This window comes from Synechococcus sp. KORDI-49, from assembly GCF_000737575.1.
Taxonomy (GTDB): domain Bacteria; phylum Cyanobacteriota; class Cyanobacteriia; order PCC-6307; family Cyanobiaceae; genus Parasynechococcus.
Map to the genome: position 1 here is coordinate 1,625,803 of NZ_CP006270.1, position 25,265 is coordinate 1,651,067.

27 protein-coding genes are annotated in these 25,265 nt (G+C 62.9%); 15 read left to right on the forward strand and 12 right to left on the reverse strand.

Annotated elements, in window-relative coordinates; translation table 11 throughout:
* Nucleotides 1-34 precede the first annotated feature (34 nt).
* The 3 genes from KR49_RS08210 (at nucleotide 35) to KR49_RS08220 (ending at nucleotide 3,673) form a co-directional block, all read left to right on the forward strand.
* Nucleotides 35-1,447 (forward strand): PP2C family protein-serine/threonine phosphatase, encoded by a 1,413-nt coding sequence (locus tag KR49_RS08210; RefSeq protein ID WP_043693957.1) that lies wholly within the window; start codon nucleotides 35-37, stop codon nucleotides 1,445-1,447.
* A gap of 46 nt (nucleotides 1,448-1,493) precedes the next feature.
* Nucleotides 1,494-2,912, forward strand: a complete 1,419-nt coding sequence (gene argH, locus KR49_RS08215) for an argininosuccinate lyase (RefSeq protein WP_043693961.1) — start codon at nucleotides 1,494-1,496, stop codon at nucleotides 2,910-2,912.
* A 125-nt stretch (nucleotides 2,913-3,037) separates the two neighbouring features.
* The gene (locus KR49_RS08220) at nucleotides 3,038-3,673 is read left to right on the forward strand and encodes an RNA-binding protein (protein ID WP_043693963.1); all 636 of its coding nucleotides are present in this window, start codon (nucleotides 3,038-3,040) and stop codon (nucleotides 3,671-3,673) included.
* 7 nt (nucleotides 3,674-3,680) lie between these two features.
* Here KR49_RS08220 and dusA read toward each other — a convergent pair whose 3' ends face one another.
* Entirely contained in the window at nucleotides 3,681-4,685 is a 1,005-nt protein-coding gene (gene dusA, locus KR49_RS08225; RefSeq protein ID WP_043693966.1) for a tRNA dihydrouridine(20/20a) synthase DusA, read from the reverse strand.
* A gap of 65 nt (nucleotides 4,686-4,750) precedes the next feature.
* On the opposite strand from dusA, the gene msrB reads away from it, so the two are divergent.
* Both msrB and KR49_RS08235 read left to right on the forward strand, forming a co-directional pair.
* Nucleotides 4,751-5,254 carry a peptide-methionine (R)-S-oxide reductase MsrB gene (msrB, locus tag KR49_RS08230; protein WP_043697154.1) on the forward strand — a complete coding sequence of 168 codons (504 nt, stop codon included), beginning with the start codon at nucleotides 4,751-4,753 and terminating at the stop codon, nucleotides 5,252-5,254.
* Between the two features lie 34 nt (nucleotides 5,255-5,288).
* Complete coding sequence (locus KR49_RS08235; protein WP_253912739.1) at nucleotides 5,289-6,494, forward strand: NAD(P)/FAD-dependent oxidoreductase; 1,206 nt, start codon at nucleotides 5,289-5,291, stop codon at nucleotides 6,492-6,494.
* On the opposite strand, the gene KR49_RS08240 is transcribed toward KR49_RS08235, so the two are convergent.
* The 3 genes from KR49_RS08240 to KR49_RS08250 are packed head-to-tail and all read right to left on the reverse strand — an operon-like array spanning nucleotide 6,469 to nucleotide 10,652.
* Nucleotides 6,469-7,719, reverse strand: a complete 1,251-nt coding sequence (locus tag KR49_RS08240) for a type II secretion system F family protein (RefSeq protein ID WP_043693969.1) — start codon at nucleotides 7,717-7,719, stop codon at nucleotides 6,469-6,471. The genes KR49_RS08235 and KR49_RS08240 overlap by 26 nt on opposite strands.
* Before the next feature lie 19 nt (nucleotides 7,720-7,738).
* Nucleotides 7,739-8,815, reverse strand: coding sequence for a type IV pilus twitching motility protein PilT (locus tag KR49_RS08245; protein WP_043693972.1), 1,077 nt, complete (start codon nucleotides 8,813-8,815; stop codon nucleotides 7,739-7,741).
* A 10-nt stretch (nucleotides 8,816-8,825) separates the two neighbouring features.
* A complete protein-coding gene (locus KR49_RS08250; RefSeq protein WP_371257623.1) occupies nucleotides 8,826-10,652 on the reverse strand; it encodes a GspE/PulE family protein in 1,827 nt (608 codons plus the stop codon).
* 97 nt (nucleotides 10,653-10,749) lie between these two features.
* Between KR49_RS08250 and grpE the strand changes: the two genes are divergently transcribed.
* The 4 genes from grpE to rsgA are packed head-to-tail and all read left to right on the forward strand — an operon-like array spanning nucleotide 10,750 to nucleotide 13,690.
* The gene (gene grpE / locus KR49_RS08255) at nucleotides 10,750-11,430 is read left to right on the forward strand and encodes a nucleotide exchange factor GrpE (RefSeq protein WP_043693977.1); all 681 of its coding nucleotides are present in this window, start codon (nucleotides 10,750-10,752) and stop codon (nucleotides 11,428-11,430) included.
* Nucleotides 11,430-12,560 (forward strand): molecular chaperone DnaJ, encoded by a 1,131-nt coding sequence (gene dnaJ, locus KR49_RS08260; protein ID WP_043693980.1) that lies wholly within the window; start codon nucleotides 11,430-11,432, stop codon nucleotides 12,558-12,560. Before grpE ends, dnaJ begins: the two co-directional genes overlap by 1 nt.
* Nucleotides 12,557-12,784 carry a sulfurtransferase TusA family protein gene (locus KR49_RS08265; RefSeq protein WP_043693985.1) on the forward strand — a complete coding sequence of 76 codons (228 nt, stop codon included), beginning with the start codon at nucleotides 12,557-12,559 and terminating at the stop codon, nucleotides 12,782-12,784. Before dnaJ ends, KR49_RS08265 begins: the two co-directional genes overlap by 4 nt.
* 6 nt (nucleotides 12,785-12,790) lie before the next feature.
* Nucleotides 12,791-13,690, forward strand: coding sequence for a ribosome small subunit-dependent GTPase A (gene rsgA, locus KR49_RS08270; RefSeq protein WP_043693987.1), 900 nt, complete (start codon nucleotides 12,791-12,793; stop codon nucleotides 13,688-13,690).
* On the opposite strand, the gene KR49_RS08275 is transcribed toward rsgA, so the two are convergent.
* From KR49_RS08275 to murC, 3 genes are read right to left on the reverse strand one after another with little or no spacing between them, the layout of a single operon-like run.
* Nucleotides 13,665-14,006, reverse strand: coding sequence for a YbaB/EbfC family nucleoid-associated protein (locus KR49_RS08275; protein ID WP_043693990.1), 342 nt, complete (start codon nucleotides 14,004-14,006; stop codon nucleotides 13,665-13,667). The two genes, rsgA and KR49_RS08275, sit on opposite strands and share 26 nt — an antisense overlap.
* 24 nt (nucleotides 14,007-14,030) lie before the next feature.
* A complete protein-coding gene (gene murB, locus KR49_RS08280; protein ID WP_043697160.1) occupies nucleotides 14,031-14,924 on the reverse strand; it encodes a UDP-N-acetylmuramate dehydrogenase in 894 nt (297 codons plus the stop codon).
* A 5-nt stretch (nucleotides 14,925-14,929) separates the two neighbouring features.
* Nucleotides 14,930-16,351, reverse strand: coding sequence for a UDP-N-acetylmuramate--L-alanine ligase (gene murC, locus KR49_RS08285; protein ID WP_043693993.1), 1,422 nt, complete (start codon nucleotides 16,349-16,351; stop codon nucleotides 14,930-14,932).
* Between the two features lie 172 nt (nucleotides 16,352-16,523).
* Between murC and gap the strand changes: the two genes are divergently transcribed.
* Nucleotides 16,524-17,549 carry a type I glyceraldehyde-3-phosphate dehydrogenase gene (gene gap, locus KR49_RS08290; RefSeq protein ID WP_043693996.1) on the forward strand — a complete coding sequence of 342 codons (1,026 nt, stop codon included), beginning with the start codon at nucleotides 16,524-16,526 and terminating at the stop codon, nucleotides 17,547-17,549.
* Nucleotides 17,550-17,599: 50 nt separating this feature from the next.
* Here gap and thiL read toward each other — a convergent pair whose 3' ends face one another.
* Together thiL and KR49_RS08300 are read right to left on the reverse strand one after the other, a co-directional pair.
* On the reverse strand, nucleotides 17,600-18,592 hold the full coding sequence (gene thiL / locus KR49_RS08295) for a thiamine-phosphate kinase (protein WP_043694000.1): 993 nt from the start codon (nucleotides 18,590-18,592) through the stop codon (nucleotides 17,600-17,602).
* The gene (locus KR49_RS08300; protein ID WP_043694003.1) at nucleotides 18,589-19,665 is read right to left on the reverse strand and encodes a peptidylprolyl isomerase; all 1,077 of its coding nucleotides are present in this window, start codon (nucleotides 19,663-19,665) and stop codon (nucleotides 18,589-18,591) included. Before KR49_RS08300 ends, thiL begins: the two co-directional genes overlap by 4 nt.
* A 64-nt stretch (nucleotides 19,666-19,729) precedes the next feature.
* Here KR49_RS08300 and efp point away from each other — a divergent pair, with 64 nt between their 5' ends.
* Nucleotides 19,730-20,290, forward strand: coding sequence for an elongation factor P (efp, locus tag KR49_RS08305; RefSeq protein WP_043694006.1), 561 nt, complete (start codon nucleotides 19,730-19,732; stop codon nucleotides 20,288-20,290).
* 5 nt (nucleotides 20,291-20,295) lie between these two features.
* Nucleotides 20,296-20,766 (forward strand): acetyl-CoA carboxylase biotin carboxyl carrier protein, encoded by a 471-nt coding sequence (gene accB / locus KR49_RS08310; RefSeq protein WP_043694008.1) that lies wholly within the window; start codon nucleotides 20,296-20,298, stop codon nucleotides 20,764-20,766.
* On the opposite strand, the gene pdxA is transcribed toward accB, so the two are convergent.
* Nucleotides 20,763-21,785, reverse strand: coding sequence for a 4-hydroxythreonine-4-phosphate dehydrogenase PdxA (gene pdxA / locus KR49_RS08315; RefSeq protein ID WP_043694011.1), 1,023 nt, complete (start codon nucleotides 21,783-21,785; stop codon nucleotides 20,763-20,765). The genes accB and pdxA overlap by 4 nt on opposite strands.
* 4 nt (nucleotides 21,786-21,789) lie before the next feature.
* Here pdxA and KR49_RS08320 point away from each other — a divergent pair, with 4 nt between their 5' ends.
* Nucleotides 21,790-21,981: a hypothetical protein gene (locus KR49_RS08320; protein ID WP_043694014.1), complete on the forward strand. Its 192-nt coding sequence runs from the start codon at nucleotides 21,790-21,792 to the stop codon at nucleotides 21,979-21,981.
* Here the strand turns inward: KR49_RS08320 and KR49_RS08325 are convergent.
* Nucleotides 21,959-22,870 (reverse strand): SDR family oxidoreductase, encoded by a 912-nt coding sequence (locus KR49_RS08325; protein WP_043694018.1) that lies wholly within the window; start codon nucleotides 22,868-22,870, stop codon nucleotides 21,959-21,961. The two genes, KR49_RS08320 and KR49_RS08325, sit on opposite strands and share 23 nt — an antisense overlap.
* Before the next feature lie 32 nt (nucleotides 22,871-22,902).
* Between KR49_RS08325 and KR49_RS14100 the strand changes: the two genes are divergently transcribed.
* Nucleotides 22,903-23,088 (forward strand): hypothetical protein, encoded by a 186-nt coding sequence (locus KR49_RS14100; RefSeq protein ID WP_052378216.1) that lies wholly within the window; start codon nucleotides 22,903-22,905, stop codon nucleotides 23,086-23,088.
* 4 nt (nucleotides 23,089-23,092) lie between these two features.
* On the opposite strand, the gene KR49_RS08335 is transcribed toward KR49_RS14100, so the two are convergent.
* Nucleotides 23,093-23,494, reverse strand: coding sequence for an HNH endonuclease (locus KR49_RS08335; protein WP_043694021.1), 402 nt, complete (start codon nucleotides 23,492-23,494; stop codon nucleotides 23,093-23,095).
* A gap of 214 nt (nucleotides 23,495-23,708) precedes the next feature.
* On the opposite strand from KR49_RS08335, the gene KR49_RS08340 reads away from it, so the two are divergent.
* The gene (locus KR49_RS08340; RefSeq protein ID WP_173402166.1) at nucleotides 23,709-25,259 is read left to right on the forward strand and encodes a DEAD/DEAH box helicase; all 1,551 of its coding nucleotides are present in this window, start codon (nucleotides 23,709-23,711) and stop codon (nucleotides 25,257-25,259) included.
* Nucleotides 25,260-25,265 lie beyond the last annotated feature (6 nt).

The window sequence follows — 25,265 nt, forward strand, 5'->3', positions numbered from 1 at the left end:
ATTGCTACCTTGCAGCCTCTTGGGGGGCTGAGCCGTGAGCAGCAAGCCGCCCCGTCGGCATCCGACTCCTGCGGTTCGAGGAGTCAACCCCACACCGCAGGCGATGGCATCGCTGCGGCAATTGTTCGACAGCCTCAGCCGCGAGCAGAAGCGCAATCAGGATCTTCTGGTTTCCCTGGCTTTCGCTCTCCGCAGTTTCACCAATCTGAATCGCTTTCTTGAGCTGGTTCCGGTGGTGGCCGCTCGTCTGGTGAATGTGGAAGGGGCGGTCCTCGTGCCGTTCCAGGCGGATGGTCGGCTCTGGCGAGATCAGCTTCAGGCTGTGCCTCTGGAGCCATGTCAGGAGTTGCTGCGCCGGTTGTCGGGATTCACCCCTGGGCAGGCTGCCGGGTTCGGAACGGAAGACAGTCAGCTTCTCGCCATGGATCGCCTCGTTCAGCGGCAGTTGCCCAAGGCCGGCATGTTCGCCACATCCGTTGTTGCCAGAGGTCGCCCCAGGGGACGTCTGTACGTGTTCGATCAGGATGGTGATCTGGTCTGGACCGATGTCCATCGCCGTCATGCACAACTTGTGGCCGATCTCGCAGGCGTCGCCATCGAGAATGACCAGATGCTTCAGGAAGCCCGTCGCCACGAGCGGGTCGATCGGCAGCTGAGCATCGGAGCCGAGATTCAGGCCCAGCTTCTCCCGGATCGATGTCCCGTCATCGAGGGGGTGGAGCTGGCGGCACGTTGCCGTCCGGCTTTTCAGGTTGGAGGGGACTACTACGACTTCATCCCGACGCGTCCTGAGCTGATCGGACGTCGTCGTGAGCGGGGTCGCTGGGCTCTGGTAATGGGAGATGTGATGGGAAAGGGCGTCCCTGCCGGACTGCTGATGACGATGCTGCGCGGCATGCTGCGGGCTGAGGTGCTGAGCGGACTGCCTCCCCATCGCATTCTTCACGATCTCAATCAGCTCGCTCAGGAGGATCTGGCGCAGTCGCACCGGTTCGTGACGCTCTTCTATTCGGATTTCGATCCCCGGACCCGTCAGCTCCGCTATGCCAACGCGGCGCACAATCCCCCGCTCCTCTGGCGCGCGGACAGGCGCAGCATCAGTCGTCTCGACGCGGCCGGTCTGCTGATCGGGCTGCAGCCCGAGGCGGACTACGGGCTCGGGGAGGTGCGTCTCGAGCCCGGAGACGTACTTCTGTATTACACCGACGGCGTGACTGAGGCCCCGGGAATCACCGGCGACCGCTTCGATGAGGCGAGGCTGATCCGTGCTCTCGAAAGCGCCTGTCGCAGTGGTGAGGGGTCTCAGGGAATTCTCAACACGTTGTTCGAGCGTCTCGATCGTTTCGTCGGGGCTGACCGGCAGCTGGAGGACGATGCCTCAATGGTGGTGCTCAAGGTGCCGGAGGCTGTGTCTCTCCCGAGTGTCCGCTCCCAACCGCAGCTCTGAGGGCTGACATCCGCCTGACAAGCTGAAGACACTGTGGATTGGCCCAATGGCAGCTGGAGTGACCGGAGGTGCAGCGGGAACCTGGAGTGATCGTTTCGAGCAGGGGCTCCACCCCTTCATCGAGGCATTCAATGCTTCGATCGGATTCGATCTCACCCTGCTCCAGGAGGATCTGGATGGCTCCATCGCTCACGCCCGGATGCTCGCCGGTTGCGGGGTGATCAGCGCGGAGGAGGGCGATCAGCTGGTGGAGGGTCTTGAGACGGTCCGCCGCGAAGCGGCTGAGGGAACGTTTCAGCCCGGTCTCGCCGATGAGGATGTTCACTTCGCTGTGGAGCGGCGCTTGATCGCTCTGCTGGGGCCGGTGGGCAAGAAGCTGCACACGGGGCGCAGTCGCAATGATCAGGTGGGCACTGATCTGAGGTTGTGGCTACGCCGTCGCCTGGACGGTCTTGACACCGATCTGGTTCGCCTGCAGCGGGCTCTCTGGTCCCAGGCGGATCAGCACCGACGCACTCTGATCCCGGGCTACACCCATCTGCAGCGGGCTCAGCCTCTCTGCCTGGCTCACCATCTGCTGGCTTACATCGAGATGCTGCAGCGTGACCGGGACCGTCTGCAGGATGTGCGAGGTCGGGTCAACATCTCCCCCCTCGGGGCTGCTGCCCTTGCCGGTACGCCTGTGCCGATCGACCGCCGTCGGACGGCGGCACAACTGGGTTTCGATGCGATCTACGCCAACAGTCTCGATGCCGTGAGCGATCGCGACTTCTGCGTGGAGTTCTGTGCGGCAGCGTCGTTGGTGATGGCTCATCTCAGCCGCCTGGCGGAGGAGGTGATCGCCTGGGCTTCCGAGGAATTCGGATTCGTGCGCCTGAGTGATCGCTGCGCCACGGGCAGCAGCCTGATGCCGCAGAAGAAGAACCCTGACGTTCCGGAACTGGTTCGGGGTAAAACCGGCCGGGTGTTCGGGCATCTGCAGGGTCTGCTGACGATGATCAAGGGTCTTCCCCTGGCTTACAACAAGGATTTTCAGGAGGACAAGGAGGCCTTGTTCGATGCGTTTCGGACCACGCGCGACTGCGTCGAGGCAATGGCGATCCTGTTCGAGGAGGGTCTCGTGTTCCGCCCCGAACGGCTTCATCAAGCGGTGGGAGAGGATTTCTCCAATGCCACCGATGTTGCTGACTATCTCGTTGCCCGCGGCGTTCCTTTCCGAGAGGCTTATCAACTGGTGGGTGCCGTGGTCCGGCGTTGTCTCGAGGATGGCTGTCTGCTGCGAGACCTCAGCCTCACGGCCTGGCAGGACCTGCATCCAGCCTTTGAGGCCGATCTCTATGCCGCCCTTGAGCCGCAGGCGGTCGTCGCGGCCCGGCGCAGTGAGGGGGGTACAGCATTTGACAGGGTGGATGAACAGCTTGAGATCTGGTCTCAGCGTTTGCATGAATCTCAAACAGCGGGATGACCCGTCTGCATGGCCGGGTCTACGCTTGATATGCCAGAGGTACGCGCTTCTCTAAGAAGTCAAGGACCCATGGCGATGATTCAGGTCCTTTTGGTCCACTTTTTCGTACCCGGTCCACTTCAAACGTGAGCATTTTCGTTGGCAATCTCCCCTTCCGCGCTGAGCAGGAAGATGTGGTCGAACTGTTTGCCCAGTTCGGTGAAGTTGTGAATTGCGCCCTTCCGCTTGAGCGGGACACCGGCCGTAAACGCGGATTCGCCTTTGTGGAAATGGCGGATGAAGCAACAGAGGAAGCCGCGATCGAGGGCCTTCAGGGCGCCGAGCTGATGGGTCGGCCGTTACGGATCAACAAGGCAGAACCCCGCGGTAGTGCACCTCGGCGCGGCGGTGGTGGCGGCGGCTACGGCGGCGGTGGTGGCGGCGGCTACGGCGGCGGTGGTGGTGGCGGCTACGGCGGCGGTGGTGGTGGCGGCTACGGCGGCGGTGGTGGCGGCTACGGCGGCGGTGGTGGCGGCGGCTACGGCGGCGGCGGTGGCGGCGGCTACCGGGGCGGCGGCGGTCGTGAAGGCGGCGGTGATGCCGGTGCTGACCGTCGATCCGGTGCCCGCGGCTGGGAAGATCGCAGTTACGGCGCCGGTTCCCGTGACACTGCCGGTGAAGGTGGCAACTATGACGATGGCCGCAGCCGTCGTCGTCGTGGTTCCTCCGGTGGCGGCGGTGGCGGTGACGACTACTCCGGTTACGGCGGCGCCGAAGGCTGATTCGACTTCAAAGGCCGGCGTCTCGCAATTGGCGGCCGGCCTCCTCCAGGATCCGCAGATCGGCTCCAGGTCGTTGGGCCCGGTTGCCGAGATCCCGGCGCCAGTGCCGCGCACCTCGTACCCCTTCCACGAGCTGCACCAAATGACGGCAGAGATCCCACAGTCGTCCGCCCCGTTGCAGATGGGCCTCTGCGTGGGGAATCAGTCCTGTCACCACATCCGACGCCAGGATCGTTCGGGGACGTTCATCGAAGATCACCGCATCCACGCTGGTCCAGCGCAGGGGATGGGAATAGGCAGCGCGTCCCACCATCGCCCCATCGCAGATCTCAAGGGCCTCCAGACAATCGTCAGGTGATTCCAGGCCGCCGTTCAGTTCAATCACCAGCTCCGGGCGACGTCGCTTGAGCGCCACCACGCGTTCATGCTGCAAGGGTGGAATCGTCCTGTTCTGTTTGGGATCCAGTCCCTCCAGCCAGGCTTTTCGCGCATGAACGGCAAAGCGGCTGGCACCCGCTGCCGCCACACGATCCACAAAAGCGGTCAGCAGAGCATCGCTGTCGAGATCATCGATGCCGATGCGATGTTTCACCGTGACAGGCAGATCGGTTGCGTTTCGCATCGCCTCGACGCAGCGGGCCACCAGATCGGGTTCCGCCATCAGGCAGGCACCGAAATTGCCAGCCTGAACCTTCTGGCTGGGACATCCCACGTTCAGATTGATCTCGTCGTACCCCCAGGCGCTGGCGAGACGGGCAGCCTCCGCGAGCAGGGTCGGGTCGTCCCCGCCCACCTGAAGGGCAATCGGGTGTTCCACCGGGTCGAAGTCCAGCAACCTGTCCCGTCGATCGGTGTGATGCAACGCCTGGGCCACCACCATTTCCGAATAGAGCAGTCCCCTCCGGGTGATCTGCCGCATCAGCACCCGGAAGTGGCGATCGGTGCAGTCGAGCATCGGTGCGACGCTGAATCGGAAGGCACCTGTGATGTCCGCTGTGGCGACGGTGTTCATGGATCCATGCTGCCTGCCGGTGAAGGCCCACTCCGGTTAGAACCGGCTCTGTTCATCCGGTGATGATGTCCTTCAGCAGCTTCGCTGTCTCGAGACGATCGCTTCTGGTTGCGGTGTCCGCAGGACTGGTGGGCTCCCTCTGGACACCTCGGCAGGTGTTGGCGGCGTCCAAGGCTGATGATCCCCAGTGGGATCTGTCAGAGGAAACCTGGCGTCAGCGGTTGTCTCCCGCGGCTTACAACGTGCTTCGCGACGAGGGAACCGAACGGCCCTTCACCAGTCCCCTGAACAACGAGAAGAGGACGGGGACCTATCACTGCGCCGGTTGTGATCTCCCCCTTTTTTCCTCTGAGGCGAAGTTCGACAGCGGCACCGGGTGGCCCAGTTTCTGGCAACCGCTGCAGGGTGCCGTCGCCACGAAATTAGATTTCAAATTAATCCTCCCCCGCACGGAGTATCACTGCAGTCGCTGTGGTGGTCATCAGGGCCATGTGTTCAATGACGGACCCCGTCCCACCGGCAAGCGCTACTGCAACAACGGCGTCGCCCTCCGCTTCCAGCCCGCTTGATCTGATCGTCGTTGGCGGTGGACCCGCCGGATACATGGCAGCGATCACGGCTGCAGAGCAGGGGGTTCAGCAGGTGCTGGTGCTGGAGGGCACCCCTGAGCCGCTCCAGAAGGTGCGCATCAGCGGTGGCGGTCGCTGCAATGTGACCCATGCCTGCTGGGACCCCCGCGAACTGACCACCCATTACCCCCGGGGCAGTCGACCGTTGCGGGGTCCCTTCAGCCACTTCGCCTGCGGGGATGCGATTGCCTGGTTTGACGAGCACGGGCTCACCCTGGTGGAGGAACCCGATGGACGGATGTTTCCGCTGCAGAACCGTTCCGAGGCGGTGATCCAGTGCCTGCAGAAGGCGGCGAGGGCGTCGGGTGTACAAGTGCGCACGAAGGCGATGGTCCAGCGGGTGCGCGTTCACCCTGAAAGGGGCTTTGTGCTCGAGGGCCGCGGCCTGGAGCCTTTGCATGCGCGCAGCTTGATGCTGGCCACGGGAGGGCATCCCAGTGGCCGAAAACTGGTGGAAGCCCTCGGGCACCAGGTGGTGCCGCCGGTGCCATCGCTGTTCAGCCTTGCGCTGCAGGCGCCGGAACTGACTGCCTGCAGCGGCATCGCCATCGACGATGTGGGCCTGGATCTGAAGCTGGGCAGCCAGCGGTTTCGCCAGACCGGGCGGGTGCTGATCACCCATCGCGGTCTGAGCGGGCCGGCCACGTTGCGCCTCTCGGCCTTTGCGGCCAGGGCCCTGCATCAGAGCGGTTATCGGGGTGAGCTGAAGCTGGATTGGAGTGCTGGGTTGGGTCGTCAAGGGGTGGAGCAACGGCTCCAGCAATGGCGGCAGGACCAGGCCAGGCGAACTCTTTCAGCAGCCAAGCCCTTCGAGCATCTGCCACGGCGGCTTTGGCAGGCTTTCCTGGCCATGGCTGGGGTGGAGGCGGATCGCCGTTGGGCCGATCTGCCGTTGAAGGCGGAGCGTCAACTGGTGGAGCTGCTCTGCGCGCAGCGTTTGTCGATCAAGGGGCGTGGGCCGTTCGGGGAGGAGTTCGTCACCGCTGGCGGTGTCGCTTTGGGGGATGTCAACCTGGCCACGATGGAGAGCCGACGCTGTCCCGGTCTTTATCTGGCTGGTGAACTATTGGACGTGGACGGGGTGACCGGCGGCTTCAACTTTCAGGCCTGCTGGAGTGGCGGTTGGTTGGCAGGTCAGGCGATTTCGAAAGCCCTCACTGAATCTGATCAAACACGGTGAACATCGGCAGGTACATCGCCAGAAGAATTGAGCCGACGATTCCACCCACAACGACAATCATGGCTGGTTCCAACATTGAGGTCAGCGCTTTCACCATTGCGCTGACTTCGTCCTCATAGAAATCAGCAACTTTGCTCAACATTTTATCCATTTCACCGGTTTCTTCCCCAATCGACAACATGTTCAGTGCCATATCCGGCAAAACCTTCTGACGGATCAGCGCTGTGCTCAACAGAACTCCCTCCTGGACAAGAGCTCTCGATTCGAGGATTGCATCGGAGATGATGGAATTTCCTGCCGTCTGGCTGGAGATCTCAAGAGACATCAGAATCGGCACGCCTGCTCGTGTGAGTGAGCTGAAGATCCGGCAGAACTGCGCTGTTGCCGTCATCATGATCAGCTCTCCGAAGAGAGGAACTTTCAGCATCAGCCGATCCACCTGACGGCGTCCGTTGTGCGTCTGGTAATAACGGGCGAACATCCAAACCGCAATCAGCAGTGCGCCGACGATGTAGAGAGCCATCACGGATCTCAGCAGTTTGCTCAGGTCCACCAGCAGCTGGGTGAACGCTGGGAGTTCGGCTCCGAGATCCTCGAAGATTCCAGCGAATGTCGGAATCAGAAAGATTGTCATGCCCAGAAACACCAGAATTGCAATCACAAGAACGGCGACGGGATATCCGAGAGCACCCTTGATCTGGTTCTGAAGTTTGGCGTTGTCCTCGAGAAGTTTGGCAAGACGTTTGAGCGACTCATCGAGCACACCGCCGGCTTCGCCGGCTTCCACCATGGCGACACTCAGTTGATCAAAAACCTTCGGCCATTTTCTGATTGCGGTTCCAAGAGCAACGCCTTCATTCACATCAAGGCTCACCCTGACCAGAGCTCGCTTGAACATCGGCAGCTTCTGCTGTGTTGCCATCAGATCGAGGCTGCGCACGATCGGCACCCCGGCATCCACAAGGGCCGCCAGCTTGCTGGCGAACACGGCTTTCTCCTTCACCCCGGGTGCCTTTTCAAAGGCACGGCCGAGATCGAAAGACATCCCTCCACCAGCGTCTTTCTTCTCGCTTCCACGTGTGTCATTGCCACTCGGCTTCACGTCGGTGGCGCGGATGCCCCGTCGCCGAAGCTGTTTCCGCGCTTCGCTCAGATCAGCGGCCCTGACGGTCAGGGTGCGTGGCTGTCCGGTTGACCCGGTGTAGGTGGCAACAAAGCTGGCCATCGGTCAGGTACGGGGCCGGTCAGGGATCACCGACCAGACGTTCCAGCTCCGCCGGCTTGCTGGCTTTGGCAGTGGCCTCAGCCATGCTGATTTCACCTGCTGCCACCAGGTTCGCCAGCGCTTTTTCAAGCGTCTGCATGCCCAGTTCCCCACCGGTTTGGATCTGGGAATAGAGCTGAGCAGTCTTCCCTTCCCGGATCAGGTTGGCTGTCGCCGGGGTGTTGATCATGATTTCCTGTGCCATCACCCGACCGAACTGACCGGGAGCCGGATTCTGACGGCGGCAGAGGGTCTGGGAGAACACGGCCACGAGACTTCCCGAGAGCTGCACACGGATCTGGGTCTGTTGGCCTGGCGGGAACACATCCACCATGCGATCCACTGTCTGGGCAGCCGAACTGGTGTGCAGCGTGCCGAACACAAGATGACCGGTTTCAGCAGCGCTGATGGCCAGTTGGATTGTTTCCAGGTCTCGCATTTCGCCGACGAGGATCACATCTGGGTCTTCCCGCAATGCCGCACGCAGGGCATTGGCGAAGCTCCTGGTGTCTTCGTTGAGTTGGCGTTGGTGCACCAGGCTCTTATCGCTCTGGTAGACGAATTCGATCGGATCCTCGATGGTGAGGATGTGTTCGCTGCGGGTGTGATTGATGTGATCCAGCAGTGCAGCCAGGGTGGTGGTCTTGCCGGAACCTGTGGGTCCCGTGACCAGCACCAGGCCCCGCGGACGCTTGCTGGTCTCGATCACGACCGGAGGCAGGTTCAGAACCTCGATGCTGGGGATCTTGCTTCCCAGGGCCCTCAGGCAGGCCGCATAACTGCCCTTCTGCCGGTACACGTTCACCCGGAAACGGGCGACGCCTCTGAGTCCGTAGGCGCAGTCCAGTTCCCAGGTCTGTTCGAGGGTCTTGCGCTGGCTGTTGTTCAGCATCGAGAAGATCAGCCTGTTGCAGTCCTCCTCTTCCAGGGGTTCCTCCAGCATCGGGCGCAGTTCGCCGCTGAAACGTCCGTAGGGAGGCTGTCCGGTGGCGATGTGCAGATCGCTGCCGCCTGCTTCGACCAGCTGCACCATCAGGTCTTCGATCATCAGATTCATACCCATCTCCTCACTGGCGTTCCGTCAGGCAGTAGGGACATTCGAGCCAGCTCTCCTGAAGGCCGGCGCCACAACCGCTGCACGTCATTGTGCTGAGGGCCCGGGCTCTCCGCTCGGATTCCAGACCTGAATCCGTGAGGATCATGCGGCCTACCTCCTCGAGGGTGGTGTGGCCCTGTCGCACCAGCTCCAGGCTGTACCTGAGCAGCGTCTTCATTCCGGATTCCAGGGCCAGCTGCCTGATCACGTCGGTGGTCGCCCCCTTGGAGACTGCCGTTGCAATGTCCTCATTCATGCGCAGCACTTCATAGACACCGACCCGGCCCTTGTAACCACTGCCCTTGCAGCGGGGACAGACGGAGGTCCCCGGCGTGTGATGGTGGGCCCGGAAGAAGGTAACCTTCGCTTCGTCGCTTGCCATCAGACCGAAGCGTCCAAGCTCCATCTGGCTGGGTCGGTAGGGCTCCCGGCAAGCGGTGCACACCCGGCGCATCAGACGCTGGGACACGATCCCGATCAGGGCAGCAGAGACCATGAAGGGCTCCACACCCATCTCGTCCAGCCGCGCGATCGTGCTCGGGGCATCGTTGGCATGAAGCGTGCTGAGCACCAGATGGCCCGTGAGAGCGGCTTCGATGGCAGTCTTCGCGGTTTCCAGATCGCGGGTTTCCCCCACCAGCAGCACATCCGGGTCCTGTCGCATGAAGGCTCTCAGGGCTGTCGCGAAGTCGAATCCCTTATCCCGGTTCACCTGGCTCTGAGTGATCCCAGGCAGCGTGTATTCGATCGGATCCTCAACGGTGGAGATGTTGATGCCGGGGTCGTTTCGCTCCGCCAGCAGCGAGTAGAGCGTTGTCGATTTGCCTGATCCGGTGGGGCCGGTCACCAGGATCATTCCGAACGGTTTGGATCCCAGTTCACGCACGAGGTCGAGGGTGATCGGATCGGAGATCAGCTGATCCAGTCCGAGCTGCGTTGAATCGCTGTCCAGAAGACGCAGCACCACCTTCTCGCCATAACGGCTTGGCAGGGTGCTGACCCGGAAGTCGATCACCCGGTCTCGATACCTGCGGCGGATGCGTCCGTCCTGAGCCTGGCGTCGTTCGGCGATGTCCAGGTCCGCCAGGATCTTGAAGCGGGAGGTGACGGCAGGGATCAGCCGCCCCGGCAGCGGCTCGATGTATTGCTGAAGCACACCATCCTGTCGGTAACGCAGCCGCAGACCTTTCTGCTGGGGTTCGACGTGGATGTCACTGGCGCCGACGGACATCGCCTGCAGCAGGATTCTGTCCACGAGACTCACCACCGGTGAGGCGTCGGCATCCCGCAGACTCGCCTCCAGGTCGATCGTGCCGCTGCTCTGCTCGGCCTGCTCTTCAGGGTCCTCCTCGAGCACCCCATCGACGGTGAATTCCTCCAGATAGGTGGCAGCCGTCTCTTCGACGGCCCGGTCCACCGAGGGGGAGGGCGTCGGGACCGGCTCGATGGATTCGCGGGTCTCCGTCTTCTGGAGTGCGGCCTTCAGATCGCTTTCCAGCGAGCGATGCAGGCGGATCTGCCGACCGTTGCCGGGATGCTGCGCCAGAAACTCGCTTCGATCCTGTTCATCCCAGTGGCTGGGGACGGCGATGTCGAGATGGTCGTCGTCGATCGCAATCGGCAGAGCCCGAAGTGCGCGCCATTGATCCGCGTCCAGACCCGTGCTTCCGTCCTCGAGAAGCTGCCGCGAGCAGCTGAGCTGCTCCGGCCCGGGGACGGTCTGCTGCAGCAACAGTTCCAGTTCCAGCCGTTGCTGAGCCGGTTCTTCGGCATCTGGAATCGGCCGGGCCAGGGTCACGGGCGGGAGGTGAAGTGGAAGGTGCGGGCTTCCGCAACTTGTGGGATGTCTGCGTCGCCCTTCAACATGTCTAGGCAGCAATTCCTGACCGGTCAGCATGAGCGGCGACGCCTCCACCCCAGCGCAGGACCAGAACGCCGAGTCGATGGAGCCTGTCGCGTCCCCAGACGTTCAGGAATCGCCGGTTGAGTCCGGTTCCACCGGAACGGATGTCGATCCTGCCGAGCGCCTGCAGCAGCTGGAGAAGGAGTTGCAGACCCTGCGTGCCGAACACGACGCCCTGCAGAGTCAGTACATGCGAATCGCAGCTGATTTCGATAATTTCCGCAAGCGTCAGAGCCGGGATCAGGATGATCTCCGTCAGCAGCTGGTCTGCTCGACGCTGAGCGAGATCCTTCCTGTTGTCGACAACTTCGAGCGCGCCCGTCAGCAGCTCAACCCTGAGGGTGAAGAGGCTCAGGCCCTCCATCGCAGCTATCAGGGTCTCTACAAGCAGCTGGTCGAAGTCCTGAAGCAGCAGGGGGTCGCCCGGATGGAGGTGGTGGGTCAGGAGTTCGATCCCACGCTCCATGAAGCTGTTCTTCGTGAAGAGAACACGGAGCACCCCGAGGATGTGGTGATCGAGGAGCTGCAGCGCGGCTATCACCTCAACGGTCGCGTCTTGCGCCACGCCATGGTCAAGGTGTCGATGGGACCGGGTCCTTCCGGTGATGCTCCAGCTGCCGACAGCCATTCGGAACAGCCCCAGCCGGAACAGTCCCAGTCGGAGGACTCTTGATGGCCGATTTCTATGAGCTTCTCGGTGTTGCACGGGATGCGGATGCCGACACCCTGAAGCGGGCCTATCGCCGCATGGCCCGTCAGTACCACCCCGACATCAACAAGGAAGCGGGTGCGGAGGATCGCTTCAAGGAGATCGGCAGGGCCTATGAAGTGCTCAGCGATCCGCAGAGCCGGGCCCGGTACGACCAGTTCGGAGAAGCAGGACTCGGTGGTGCCGCCGGAGCGCCCGACATGGGTGACATGGGCGGTTTCGCCGATCTGTTCGAGACGTTCTTCAGCGGTTTCGGAGGTGCACAGGCCGGGGGGCGTCAGCGACGACGTGGTCCTCAGCAGGGCGATGATCTGCGCTACGACCTCACCATCGATTTCGAGCAGGCGGTCTTCGGTCAGGAACAGGAGATCAAGATCCCTCATCTGGAAACCTGTGACACCTGCAGTGGCAGCGGGGCCAAGCCGGGGAGCGGACCCACCACCTGTGGCACCTGCGGAGGGGCCGGTCAGGTGCGTCGCGCCACCCGCACGCCGTTCGGGAGTTTCACCCAGGTGGCGGAATGTCCGACCTGCGGAGGCACCGGACAGGTGATTGCCGATCCCTGCTCAGCCTGCGGTGGCCAGGGAGTGCATCAGGTCCGCAAGAAACTGCGGATCAACATCCCTGCCGGTGTCGACACCGGAACCCGTCTGAGGGTCTCGGGCGAGGGCAATGCCGGCCCCCGTGGCGGCCCTTCCGGGGATCTCTACGTGTTTCTCACCGTGAGGCCCCACCCCCGTCTCAAGCGGGATGGTCTCAACATTCACACCGAGGTGAACGTCAGCTATCTGCAGGCGATCCTCGGTGACACGATCGAAGTGGAGACCGTTGACGGTCCCACCGAGCTGGAGATCCCGGCTGGAACCCAACCCGGATCGGTTCTGACCCTGTCCAACAAGGGGATCCCCAAGCTGGGGAATCCGGTCGCCCGAGGCGATGAACGCATCACGGTCACCGTTCAGCTTCCGAGTCGCCTCTCGGACGCCGAACGAGGGCTGCTGGAGCAGTTGGCCGGTCATCATTCGGCCCGCGGCAAGCAGCATCACCACCACAACAGCGGGCTGTTTGCCCGACTGTTCGGTCAGAAGGGATGAGCAGCGGTTCTCTGGATCTCAGGGGCACGCCCTGTCCGGTGAACTTCATCCGCTGTCGACTGGCTCTCGAAGCCTTGCAGCCTGGTGATCTCCTCAATGTCCAGCTGGATCGCGGCGAACCTGAAGAGATGGTGATCCCCGGATTGCGAGAAGCGGGTCACCGGGTGGAGATCACCGATGACTCCTCCAGCTGGATCGTTTTGCGTGTCGTCTGCGGGGGTTGATCAGCTGTGAGCGATGCCACCGGAATCGTTGTGGCGTTGCAGGCGAATTATCTGGAGGTGGAGCTGGACTCGGCTCCAGAAGGAGTTCCGCCGCGGCTGCTCTGCACACGACGCACCCGTCTGAGCCATCGGGGTGAAGTGGTGCATGTCGGCGATCGGGTGGTTGTCGAGGCGATCGACAGCGTTCAGGGCCGCGCCGTTGTGGCTCGGGTGGATGCCAGAAGCAGCCTGCTGAGCCGACCCCCGGTGGCCAATGCCTCCACCGTGGTGGTGGCCCTCGCTGTCGAACAGCCCGGTTTCGATCCGGATCAGGCCAGTCGGTTTCTGCTCACCGCCGAACGCACCGGCCTCGCTGTTGAACTGCTTCTGACCAAGGCCGATCTGGTGAGCCGGGATCATCTGGAGGCTCTTCAGGTTCGTCTGCAGGGCTGGGGTTACGCGCCGATTGCGGTTTCTTCCAGGACTGATGAGGGGCTCGACCGGGTGCGGCAGAGACTCTCAGCCTCGCCGCTGACGGTCGTGTGCGGTCCTTCCGGTGTTGGCAAGAGCAGCTTGCTGAATCGACTGATGCCGCATCTGGCGTTGCGGGTCGGAGCTGTGTCCGGACGACTGCAGCGGGGTCGTCACACCACTCGGCACGTGGAGCTGTTTCCTCTGGCTGAGGGATGTCGCGTTGCGGACACCCCAGGGTTCAATCGACCGGATCTGCCGGATGAACCGAGGGAGTTCGCCCTGCTGTTTCCTGAGTTGCGTCACCAGCTGGATCCCTGGCCCTGTCGCTTCCGCGACTGCCTGCATCGGGCTGAGCCCGGCTGTGGCATCCGGAGGGATTGGGAACGTTATGACCTCTACACAACAGGGCTGGAGGAACTCTCGAAGCTCAGCCGCTCATCCCGGGCAGGTTGAGGTTGAGTCCTCCTGTGAGGTCCTCCATCCGCTGCTTCATCGTGGCGGTTGAGGCGTCGTAGGCCGCCTGCAGGGCTTCCAGGGTGGCGGCTTCGCAGGCGTCCTGACCCTCCTGGAGAAGCGCCGGATCGAGGCGCACCCGCAGCGGCTGCTGATTGCCGGAAAGCCAGATGCTGGCGCGGCCATCGGCACTGCTGCCCTCGATTTCCATTCCGTCCAGTTCCTCCTGCAGCTTCTGGGCGTCCTGCTGGATCTGCTGGGCCTTGCGGAAGGCTTCGGTCAGCTGACCGAAATTGGGTAGTCCGAACCCTGCCATCGTGGTGCTGAGGGAGTCGGCAGATTAAGCCGCTGTTGCGAAACCGAGGCGTTTCACTTCCGGATGCAGAGACAGTGCGTGGCGTTCGTGCACCCGTGCCTGCACGAAACTGATCAACCGGTCGATGTCCATGGCTGTGGCGGCACCGGTGTTGACGATGAAATTGGCGTGCACGGTGGACACCTCAGCGCCACCGATCCGCGTTCCCTTGAGGCCCAGGTCCTCGATCAGCCGACCGGCTTTGAGGGGTTCAGGATTGCGAAACACGCTGCCGCAGCTGGGTTGGGTGTAGGGCTGAGTGCTGGTGCGCTTGCTGAGGTTGTCTGAGGTGATGCGCCTCAGTTCCTGAGGGTCGTGCCCGGGCTCCAGCCGGAAGCGGGCCGAAAGCACCAGCAGGGGTTCGTTCTGCAGGCGGCTGTGGCGGTAATCGAAGGCGAGCTGGTCGCGTGTGAGCTCGAAGCTTTCACCACCGGCCATCGGGATCACCTGAACCGATTCCAGCGATTCAGCTGTGCATCCACCCTGAGCACCCGCATTCATCACGGCGGCACCGCCGACCGTGCCGGGGATGCCGACGGCCCATGCCAGCCCCTGGAGACCGGCCTGGGCGACCCGGCGGGCCAGGGACGGGATCGGTTCCCCTGCGAGGGCCTGGACCAGGCCACTGCGCGCGTCCAACGTCACACCCTGCATGCGGCGAAGGCAGAGGGTGAGGCCGCTCAGGCCCTCATCGTTGATCAGCAGATTGGAGCCGGCGCCGATCACACGGCAGGGCAGATCGTTCTGATGCGCCCAGTCCAGCCATGCGGTCGTCTCCTCGATGGTGGTGGGTTCCGCCAGCCACTCCGCCGGTCCGCCTACACGCCAGGTGGTGAACTCGGCGAGAGGAACCTGCTTGCGGGAAGGGAGACCAGGCATTCCGATCAGGCGGCCACCGGTGTCCTGGACAGTCGTGACCACAGGCCGTTCACATCACCGGCTCCCATGGCCAGGACCAGGTCCTCAGGGCGGCTGGCGTCCCGCACGAGGGAGACCAGCTCATCGATGTTGTCGGCCACGTGGACGGGAAGCTCAGGTCTCAGGGCCCGCACACGGTCCGCCAGGGTGCGGCTGCAGACCCCTGCGATCGGTGTCTCACCTGCGGCATAGACCGGGGCCAGCATCAGCGCGTCACAGTTCTGCAGGGCGAGGGCGAATTCACCGAGGAACTCCTGTGTACGGCTGTACCGGTGGGGTTGGAACACGGCCAGCAACCGGCGCGGCGGGCTGGGCAGAGGGCTGCGGCCGCTGTCCACCATCAACCGAGCCATCTCGAGAGTTGCCCTCACTTCGCTGGGGTGATGGGCGTAGTCATCAACGATGTGGCGCCCCTGCCAGGTGCCGCGCAGATCGAAGCGACGCCCTGGGGTCTGCAGCACAGCCAGGCCTCCCATCAGTCGGTCCAGGCTCAGACCTTCCATTCGGCAGGCGGCCAGGGCAGCCGTGGCGTTGCTCAGGTTGTGCAGGCCCGGCATCGGCAGGGTGAACTCACCGACGGCGTTGCCGTTCTCGAAGAAACGGGCACGACAGCGGTCTCCATCCAGCTGCAGAGGCAGGGCGGCGAAGTCGACGTCGTCGCTGTTGCGGACCGACCACCAGGCATCGGCGCGGAAGTGTTCCCGGAGGATCGGATCGTCGTGGTTGGCCAGCAGGCGGCCGCAGCCATTTCCAAAGCGCTGCAGAGTCGTGATCAGGTCGTCCAAACCGCCGTAGTGGTCGGTGTGATCGAGCTCGAGATTGGTGATCAAGCCAAGGCTTGCCTGGAACTTCACCAGTGAGCCATCGGATTCATCCGCTTCCGCGACCAGCAGTCGACCCTGACCGGCATGGCCGTTGCTGCCCAGGCAGGGGACGATCCCGCCGATCACGGCAGTGGGGTCTTCACCGGCCTGATGCAGCAGGGTGGTGATCAGTGAGCTGGTGGTGGTTTTGCCATGGCTGCCGGCCACCGCAATCGACGGCTGCCGGGAGATCAAGGCGGCGAGCAGATCGGAGCGATGCCAGATGTCCAGACCTTTTTCACGGGCCCGCATCAGTTCCGGATTGGTATCGGGGATCGCGGTGCTGATCACCACGATCGGTGCCTGATCGGATGACGCGAGAAGGGCGTTGATGGATGCGGCTGTCTGCTCGGAGAAGATGCGCACCCCGAGTCCGCGCAGGTTCTGCACCGTTGGGTTGTCCCGCGGGTCGGATCCACTCACCGGTTGCCCGCGATCCGCAAGGATCCTGGCCAGGGCTGACATGCCGATGCCACCGACCCCGATGAAGTGCACGGGCTGGCGACTGTCGAGCAGGAGAGCCAAGGAACGCAGTCAGAGGCTTGAAAGATAAGGCAGTCCTTCAGCGTCGTCCTGATTGTTTTGGGACAGATCGACCGTTGCTTTGACCAATCCGGCTGGGGCCAGAACAAGGTTTTTGTTCTTATTTCTGTATGATCTGCGGCCAAAACCCTTCTGCGGCAATCCCGCTTCTGACATGACCCTGCGCGTTGCGATCAATGGATTCGGCCGGATCGGTCGCAATGTGATGCGGGGTTGGCTCAGCCGCGGCGCTGATACCGGAATCGAGATCGTGGGCATGAACTCCACATCCGACCCGAAGACCAGCGCTCACCTGCTGACCTACGACTCGATTCTGGGCAAGCTCGACCCCAGCGTCCAGATCGAGACCACTGACGAAACCATGATCGTCAATGGCAAGGAGATCAAGTTTTTCGCCGATCGCAATCCCCTCAACTGCCCTTGGAAAGACTGGGGTGTCGATCTGGTTCTCGAGTCCACCGGTGTCTTCAACACCGACGAAAAAGCAAGCCTGCACCTCGAGGCAGGTGCCAGCAAGGTGATCCTCACCGCTCCCGGTAAAGGCCCTGGAGTCGGCACCTTCGTCGTGGGCGTGAACGATCACGAATACCGCCACGAAGATTGGAAGATTCTTTCCAACGCCAGCTGCACCACCAACTGCCTTGCACCGATCGTCAAGGTTCTCGATCAGACCTTCGGTCTCGACTGGGGTCTGATGACCACGATCCACAGTTACACCGGTGACCAGCGGATCCTGGACAACAGCCATCGCGATCTGCGTCGTGCCCGTGCTGCGGCCCTGAACATGGTTCCCACCACCACCGGCGCCGCCAAGGCCGTTGCTCTCGTGTACCCCGAGGTGAAGGGCAAGCTCACCGGTTTCGCCATGCGCGTCCCCACGCCGAACGTCTCCGCGGTTGATCTGACCTTCGGTCCTTCCCGTGCCACCAGCGTCGATGAGGTCAAGGCTGTGATGAAGGCAGCCTCTGAGAACGGCATGAAGGGAATCATCAAGTACAGCGATCTGCCGTTGGTTTCGACCGACTACGCCGGCACCAACGAGTCCACCATTTTTGATGCCGATCTCACCTATGCCATGGGCGACAAGGCTGTGAAGATCCTGGCCTGGTACGACAACGAGTGGGGCTACAGCCAGCGTGTGGTTGATCTGGCCGAGGTCGTGGCCCGCAACTGGAAGTGATTCTCAGCGCTCCGGTCTGAGGCCATTCCCTCCCCTCGGGGAGGGTTTTTTCATGCCGATCGGTAGTGATCGAAGCCGGACCCGGACAGTTCAACGGCAGCGTGATCTCCGCTCCAGATCAGGCTGTCTGGATTGGCGGTGATCCGTCCGAATCGCTGACTCCCGGGGAGTGCACTGAGCCAGGCTTCCGCCCAGTCCTCAGGAAGGCTGAGCACCAGTTCGAAATCCTCGCCGCCCGTCATGCACCAGCGGTCCCAGGGTTCTCCCTGCGGCCACTGCCCGTGGCGCGGCAGTCGGGCATGATCCAGCTCCGCACCACAACCACTGCTGCTGCACAGTGCCTGTACGGCTGCGAGCAGACCGTCGCTGCTGTCTGTGCCACCGGCAAGCCAGGGAAGCTGCGCCGGTTTGCAGTTCACCAGGGCCTTGAGGGCATCAAAGCGGGGAATCGGACGGCGATGCTGAGCAACGGCCGCGGCCTTGAGCGTTTCGGGCAGGTCGCCGTCGGGCAGGTGACGATCGTTCTGCAGCAGCGCCAGGCCAAGCCTGCTGAGGCCGTGAGGCCCGCTCGTCACCAGCACATCCCCTGGTCGCGCCGCGTTGCGGTGCAGTCGCAGCGGACCGAGACGGCCAAGGGCTGTGATCGAAATCAGTCGTTGGCTGCCGGTCGAGCAATCACCTCCCAGCAGAACCCCACCATGCTGTTCGAGTGCGGCCGCGATTCCTTCGTACAACCCATTCACCCAGCTCCACGGTGTTGTTCCCGGAGCCACCAGGGCGACCGTGATGCCGTCGACATGATCGGCACCGCTTGCCGCCAGATCCGACAGGTTGGCCGCCACGGTCCGCCAGCCTGCATCCATGGGGGCGGTGGTGCCGTCACTGAAATGGATGCCATCCACCAGCACATCGGTGTTGACCAGCAACGGACGCGGGTCCGCTCCCAGGCACGCGGTGTCGTCATCCAGCTGGCCGACCGGTGCGAAGCCCGCCAGCCGCCGCAGCAGCTCCGCTTCACCCAGGTCAGCCAGGGTTTCGATCATGCGTGAGATCGGAGGCCGTCGGCACCATCGATCACCTTGATCGATCGGATCCGGTCATCGGTGGTGAGCTCTTCGAGCACATCAAATCCCTCAACGACGTAGCCGAAGGCGGCGTTGCGACCATCCACCAGGTTGAGCCCTGCCGGAGTCAGCTCCGCTTCGTACAGGAACATGAAGAACTGGGACGATCCGTCGTCGATGGCCTGGGCCGAATGGGCCCAGCCCAGGGTGCCGAGCGTGGCGAAGGGCAGAGTCGGCGTCGCCTTGTACAGGCCGACGTCTTCAAAGGTTTCGTTGTAAAGGGTCTCCGGTTCCTCGGGCACGCGAATCTCCAGGGGCACCTGGCGTTCTTGCCCCGTGGCGGGATCGACATAGCCGATCTCCGGTCCCTCGGGATCTCCGCTCTGGATCACGTAGAAGTCCTCGGCGCGGATGAAGGGCAGGTCGTCGTAGAACCCCTTCAACGCCAGATCAACGAAGGCACCTGCCGTCAGGGGGGCGTTGTAGCCATCCACGACGGTGGTGAGATCCCCCTGCGTGGTGCTGATGGTGAGGGTTGCGCGCCCCTGCAGACGCGGCAGGGCATCGAATTCGGCAGGGATCGCGCGCTCGAAGCCGTCCTCCACCAGCAGAGCTTCCACATCACCGATATGGCGCAAGGTCTTGCGTCGATTGGCGATGAATTCCGGTTTGTCAGCGGCTTGAACGGTCTGCTGCAGATCCTCCAGACCGGTGTCCACCTGTGCGAGCAGATCCTCGGCTCTGCTGCGCCGGTCTTCCGGGACCGCATTGAGGATGGTGCTCCGACGTGTGTTCAGGAGCGCCTGACTGCGGCTCACGGCCTTGCCGAGAGCACTCCAGCGCTTGGCCCGCAGGTCATCGCTGGTGAGCTCGAGACGATGCTGCAGGGTGCGGATGTCCTGCTGATCGAAGGGCAGGGCGTCCCTGAGGATCGCGGCCGGGTCCTTCACGGCATTCCCCTGCGGCAGTCCCGCCCAGGCGGGGGTCACCACAAGGAACAGTCCGGTGGTGATCAGGGTGATCAGGAGGGCTTTAAAACGCTGATGGGCCAAGGGGAACCCCAGTGCTGACGGGACTTTGGCACAGCCGTATGATCCCCTGAACCGTCCAGCCGGAATGATCTCCAGCAACGACTTTCGCACCGGCACCACGATCGAACTCGATGGTGCGGTCTGGCGCGTGGTGGAGTTCCTGCACGTCAAGCCCGGCAAGGGTTCCGCCTTTGTCCGCTCCAAGCTCAAGGCGGTGAAGAGCGGCAGCGTCGTGGAGAAGACCTTCCGCGCGGGCGAGATGGTTCCCCAGGCGATCCTGGAGAAGTCCTCTCTGCAGCACACCTACATGGAAGGGGAGGATTTCGTGTTCATGGATATGGCGTCCTATGAAGAGACCCGGTTGTCAGCCGAACAGATCGGAGAGAGTCGCAAGTACCTCAAGGAGGGCATGGAGGTGAACGTCGTCTCCTGGAACGGCAGTCCCCTGGAGGTGGAGCTGCCCAATTCCGTTGTGCTTGAGATCACCGAAACCGATCCGGGAGTGAAGGGTGATACAGCCACCGGCGGCACCAAGCCGGCCATCCTCGAGACAGGAGCTCAGGTGATGGTTCCCCTTTTCCTTTCCGTCGGCGAGAGGATCAAGGTCGACACCCGCAACGACAGCTACCTCGGCCGCGACAACTGATCATCATGCAGCTCGATCACGACCAACTGCATCGGCTTCTTGAGGCGCTCGGTGAGAGCGACATTCAGGAATTCCGTCTTGAGAGCGACGATTTCCGGCTGGAGATCCGGCGCAATCTCCCCACCCAGACCGTGATGACCACGGTGGCTCCGACTCCCGTCGCCGCTGCTGCCCCAATCGTGAGCGAGACCGCTCCCGCGTCCCCTCCTCCGGCCGCGGCTGCCACGCGCAGTGATCTGGTGGACATCACTGCACCGATGGTGGGCACGTTCTATCGGGCTCCTGCCCCCGGAGAGTCTCCGTTCATTGAAGTCGGAAACCGCATCAACGTCGGCCAGACCATCTGCATTCTCGAGGCCATGAAGCTGATGAACGAACTGGAGGCCGAGGTGAGTGGAGATGTGGTCGAAATCCTTGTTGACAACGGCACGCCCGTTGAATTCGGACAGGTGCTGATGCGGGTGCGACCCGCCTAGGGCGTCGTCAGCTCCCAGGCCGCCTGCAGAGCGGAAATCATGCTCTGAGGTCGGGCGATTCCTCGTCCGGCGATATCGAAACCGGTGCCGTGGTCCGGCGACGTGCGCAGGAAAGGCAGGCCCAGGGTGGTGTTGACAGCCGCATCGAAGGCGAGCAGCTTCACCGGGATCAGCCCCTGATCGTGATAGAGGGCAAGGTATCCATGCGGTGCCGCGTCTTCATCCAGTGCTTGCCAGGCTCGTCCGGCGGCCAGCCAGCAGGTGTCCGGCGGCAACGGACCATCAAGGCGCACGTCCGGGTGCGCCAGCCGCCAGCGGTCCAGGGCGGGTCTGATCCAGTCGTTCTCCTCTGCTCCCAGTTGACCTTCCTCGCCGGCGTGGGGATTGAGACCGGCGACTGCCAGGTGAGGTCTGGGATGAAAACGCTGGCAGAACGCCAGCAGAGCATCGAGTTTGTCGACCAGCACCTCTTCGTTCAGAACGTCGGGTACCTGCTGCAACGGGATGTGGGTGGTGGCCAGCAGGGTGTTCAGCCGCCAGCCGTTCAGGGGAGAACGTGCCGTGAACAGCATGGATGCGTGCGGGCAACCCGCCAGTTCAGCCAGGCGTTCGGTCTGACCGGGATAGATGTGTCCTGCTGCATGCCAGAGATGTTTGGCGATCGGTGCGGTGACCAGGGCGCGCGCGCCGCGGCTCACCAGATGGTCCACGGCGACGGTGAGCCAGTGGAAACTCGCTTCGCCGCTGCGTGCATCACCTTGCCCCGGCTGGATGGGAGCGATCAGTGGTCGATCGTCGATCGTCAGATGCTCCGGATCGGCCAAAGCGGTGCAGCCGAGCCTTCTCAACCGGTCGTGGGTCTCCAGCAGGGTTCGGCGACAGCCCACCAGCATCGGTTTCATCGCTTGCGGCAGCTCTGGAGAGGCAAGCGCCTTCAGCGTCACTTCCATCCCGATGCCCGCAGGATCCCCCAGAGCGATCACAAGGCGTTGGGTAGCGTCGTGGTCGGATGTCTCCATCGCTGTGCTGCGGTTGTTCCTGTTGGGTCTGCTGCTCGTGGGGCTGGCCACGGGGTTTCGAAATCAGTGGCTGACGGTGAACTGGAACAAGATGCTGGGAGACATGGGGTTGCCTGCCGCTGACACCGAGGAGGAACCCATCGATTTCAACCGCCTGATCATCGGTGACCCTGCTACGCCGGCGACGAAGGACTGACGTCCTGCTTCAGACAGTCCTGCAATCCGACGCGGTAGTCGGGATGAAGCAGGTCATAACCGAGACCATCCCGCAGCAGATGATTGCTCACCCTTCGGTTCTCGCTCCAGAAGGAGCGTGCCATGGCACTCATCTGCAGACTGGCCTGCTCGAAGGTCTCCGTCTCCGGCGCGTTTCTGCCGAGCAGTGCACAGGCATGGTCCAGCAGTTCGGTACTGGCGGCCGGTTCATCGTCGACGACATTGACGATGGCGGGATGCACGCCCTCCTGTGAGCGATGCATCAGGTGCAGACAGGCACCGGCGATGTCCTCGACATGCACCCTGCAGAAAACCTGCCCGGTTTTGTCGATCCGACGGGCCCGACCCTCCTGCACTGTGTTGAGGACGGATCGCCCCGGGCCGTAGATGCCCGGCAGACGCAGGATCTGGATCGGCAGCCCGGAATCCCGCCAGGCCTCTTCGCAGTTCAGACGTCGACGGCTGCGGGCTTGCCCGGGTCGTGCCGGGTCTGTTTCACGCACCCAGTTCCCCTGAGTATCGCCGTAGACCCCCGTGGTGCTGAGATACCCCACCCACTGCAACGGCATTGATTCCAGCTGGGATCGCAGGCAGTGCAGGGCGGGATCCTGTCCTTCCGGTGACGGCGGAATGGTGCTGAGCAGATGGGTGATGCCCTGTAGGGCATCAGGTTGCGGCAGCAGGTCGCGGTCGCTGTCGAACAGCAGGTCGGCATCGGGCCTTGACTGATCGCGTCGTGTGCAGAGCACCGTGTTCCCCAGCCGCCGCAGCAGTGCCGCGAGCATCCGGCCGCTGTATCCCCCGCCAAGAATCAGGACTTTCGCGCTGGCAGGCAGAGCCCGGCTGCGGTTGACAAGCTCATTGAGCATCAGTACACCTGTATCAGTGCTTCGTTGTGGTCATGAGTTCGTCCTGTCTGCGGTCATGCGGTCCGGTGTCGACCGGCGAGGCCGCCGCTGTCCCTCTCTCCATCATTCTGCCTCTGCTTCTCTGCCTGGTGGCTGGGCTGCTGGCTCCGGAGGATCCAGTTGCCGACGCTTCGATCTGTCAGCGGCATCATCCGGCGCCGGTCTGTCGGGTCTGGTGAGGGTTCAGATGGTCTGGAAGGTCAGGTTCTTGTCACCTGTCCGGTCGGCGGATGGGGCCTGATTCGGCTGAGCCCACTGCAGCAACCTCAGAGCCAGACGCAGATCACCATCCATCCAGGCGCGGATCGCCATGGCCCTTCGGGGGTCGTAGAAGCGCTGTCGCCGGTACCACTCGAAGACATCCGAATCAGACTTGTGACCGTTGCAGGACAGACATGCCGGGACACAGTTTTCGGTAACGCTCAGTCCACCTCTGCTGCGAGGAAGGACATGATCAATGGATTCGGAAGGTTTGCCGCAATAAATACAACTTTGACCGGTGTGAGTATGGAGAGATTGTCTCCAACGTCGGACGCGTAATTTCGGGCAGAGTTCGTCAAGAAAAACGGCATCTCTGCTATGCATCCGAGTCAATCGGCTGAACGAATCTTGCCTCGAATGCATGCTCCGTCAATGTGTCGAGCGCTGCAAAAACAAAGGTTTCTCCAGCTCCAGAGGAAAACTTCATCTCTGCTCTTGCTCTCAAGCTGCACACCATTAAAGTGAATGTTTGTGGGGGGCGTTCACGACGCCATCGTCACCTGCTCACTGTTATCTAGGTCTGTCTCCCGCAGGTCTGATCCGTGTCGTCAGTCCATTCGATGCGGTCACACAGGCGCAGCTGAAACGGATCCGTCCCAGGGGGCATTGGCATGGCCCCGCCGCGGGCTGGGAATTCCCACTGGCTGCGGCGGATGCCCTGCAGACGCAACTCGGCAAGCGGTTTCACATCGCTCCGGATCTGGAGCAATGGCTGAGCTGGAGCCGTCACCCTCTGCCGCCGATGCCGTCCCACAGGGATCTGGTGGCGGCGGCCGATCTTCAGCAGGTTCTGCCCGATGGTCGTCAGCCTCTGCGGCATCAGCGCAGCGGTGTGCGCTGGCTGTTGGCGCGACGGGGTGCATTGCTGGCCGATGAGATGGGTCTGGGAAAGACGCTGACGGCTCTGTTGGCGGCCCGCGCCATGGTCCGCTGCATGGAGGTGAGAGTTCTGGTGATTGCGCCCGTCGGGCTTCATCGCCACTGGCGTCAGGAGGCGGATGCCGTCGGTCTCTCCATTGCGTTGGCCAGCTGGGCCAGGCTGCCCGGGGATCTGCCGCCTGCCGGCACCGTGCTGCTGGTGGATGAGGCCCATTTCGCTCAGTCGATCCGGGCGAAACGCACGGCTGCCCTGCTGCGTCTGGCACGCCATCCCCGATTGCGGGCGATCTGGATGATCACCGGGACCCCGATGAAGAACGGGCGTCCTGCTCAGCTTTATCCACTCCTTGCTGCGATCGATCACCCGATTGCCCGCGACCGACGCAGCTATGAGGAACGCTTCTGCCAGGGCCATTGGCGTGAACAGCGGGGACGTCAGCGCTGGCAGGCGGATGGTGCCAGTGAGCTCGAGGGGTTGAGGCGTCTCACCCGTCCGCTGATCCTTCATCGCCGCAAGGCCCAGGTGCTGGATCTTCCCCCCAAGCGGCGTGCACTGCATCCTGTCGAGCTCACGGAGCGGGAGGCGCTCGGCTTCGATCACCGGGTCGATCTCGTTGTGGAGGACTATCGACACCGGGTCAGGCTCGGTCAGGTGCGTTCCGATGCCGAGCCTCTGGCGGTGCTGACCTCCCTTCGTCGGATCGCCTCGGAGTTCAAGCTCCCCGCCCTGGAGGCTCTGTTGTCACGGTTGCGCTCAGACGGGCAAGCCGTGGTGGTCTTCAGTGGCTTCGTTGATCCGCTGGTGCTGCTGCATCAGCGGGTCGGCGGAGAGCTGCTCACCGGACGTCAGCGTCCACAGGATCGTCAGCGCGCTGTGGATCGCTTTCAGCAGCAGGACTGCGATCTGCTGCTCGCCACCTACGGCACGGGCGGGCTTGGATTCACCCTGCATCGGGCGAGACATGTGGTGCTTCTGGAACGTCCCTGGACTCCAGGAGATCTGGAGCAGGCGGAGGATCGTTGCCATCGGCTCGGTATGGGGGATGGGCTGACCTGCCACTGGCTGCAGCTCGGTCCTGCTGACCAGCTGGTGGATGGTCTGGTGGCCAGCAAGGCCGAGCGGATCGATGTCTTGCTTGGACCACGTCGCATCGCCCTCGAGCGTCAGTCCCTGCCTGCCATGGTGCGTTCCTGCCTGCAGGCTGCCTGACGCACA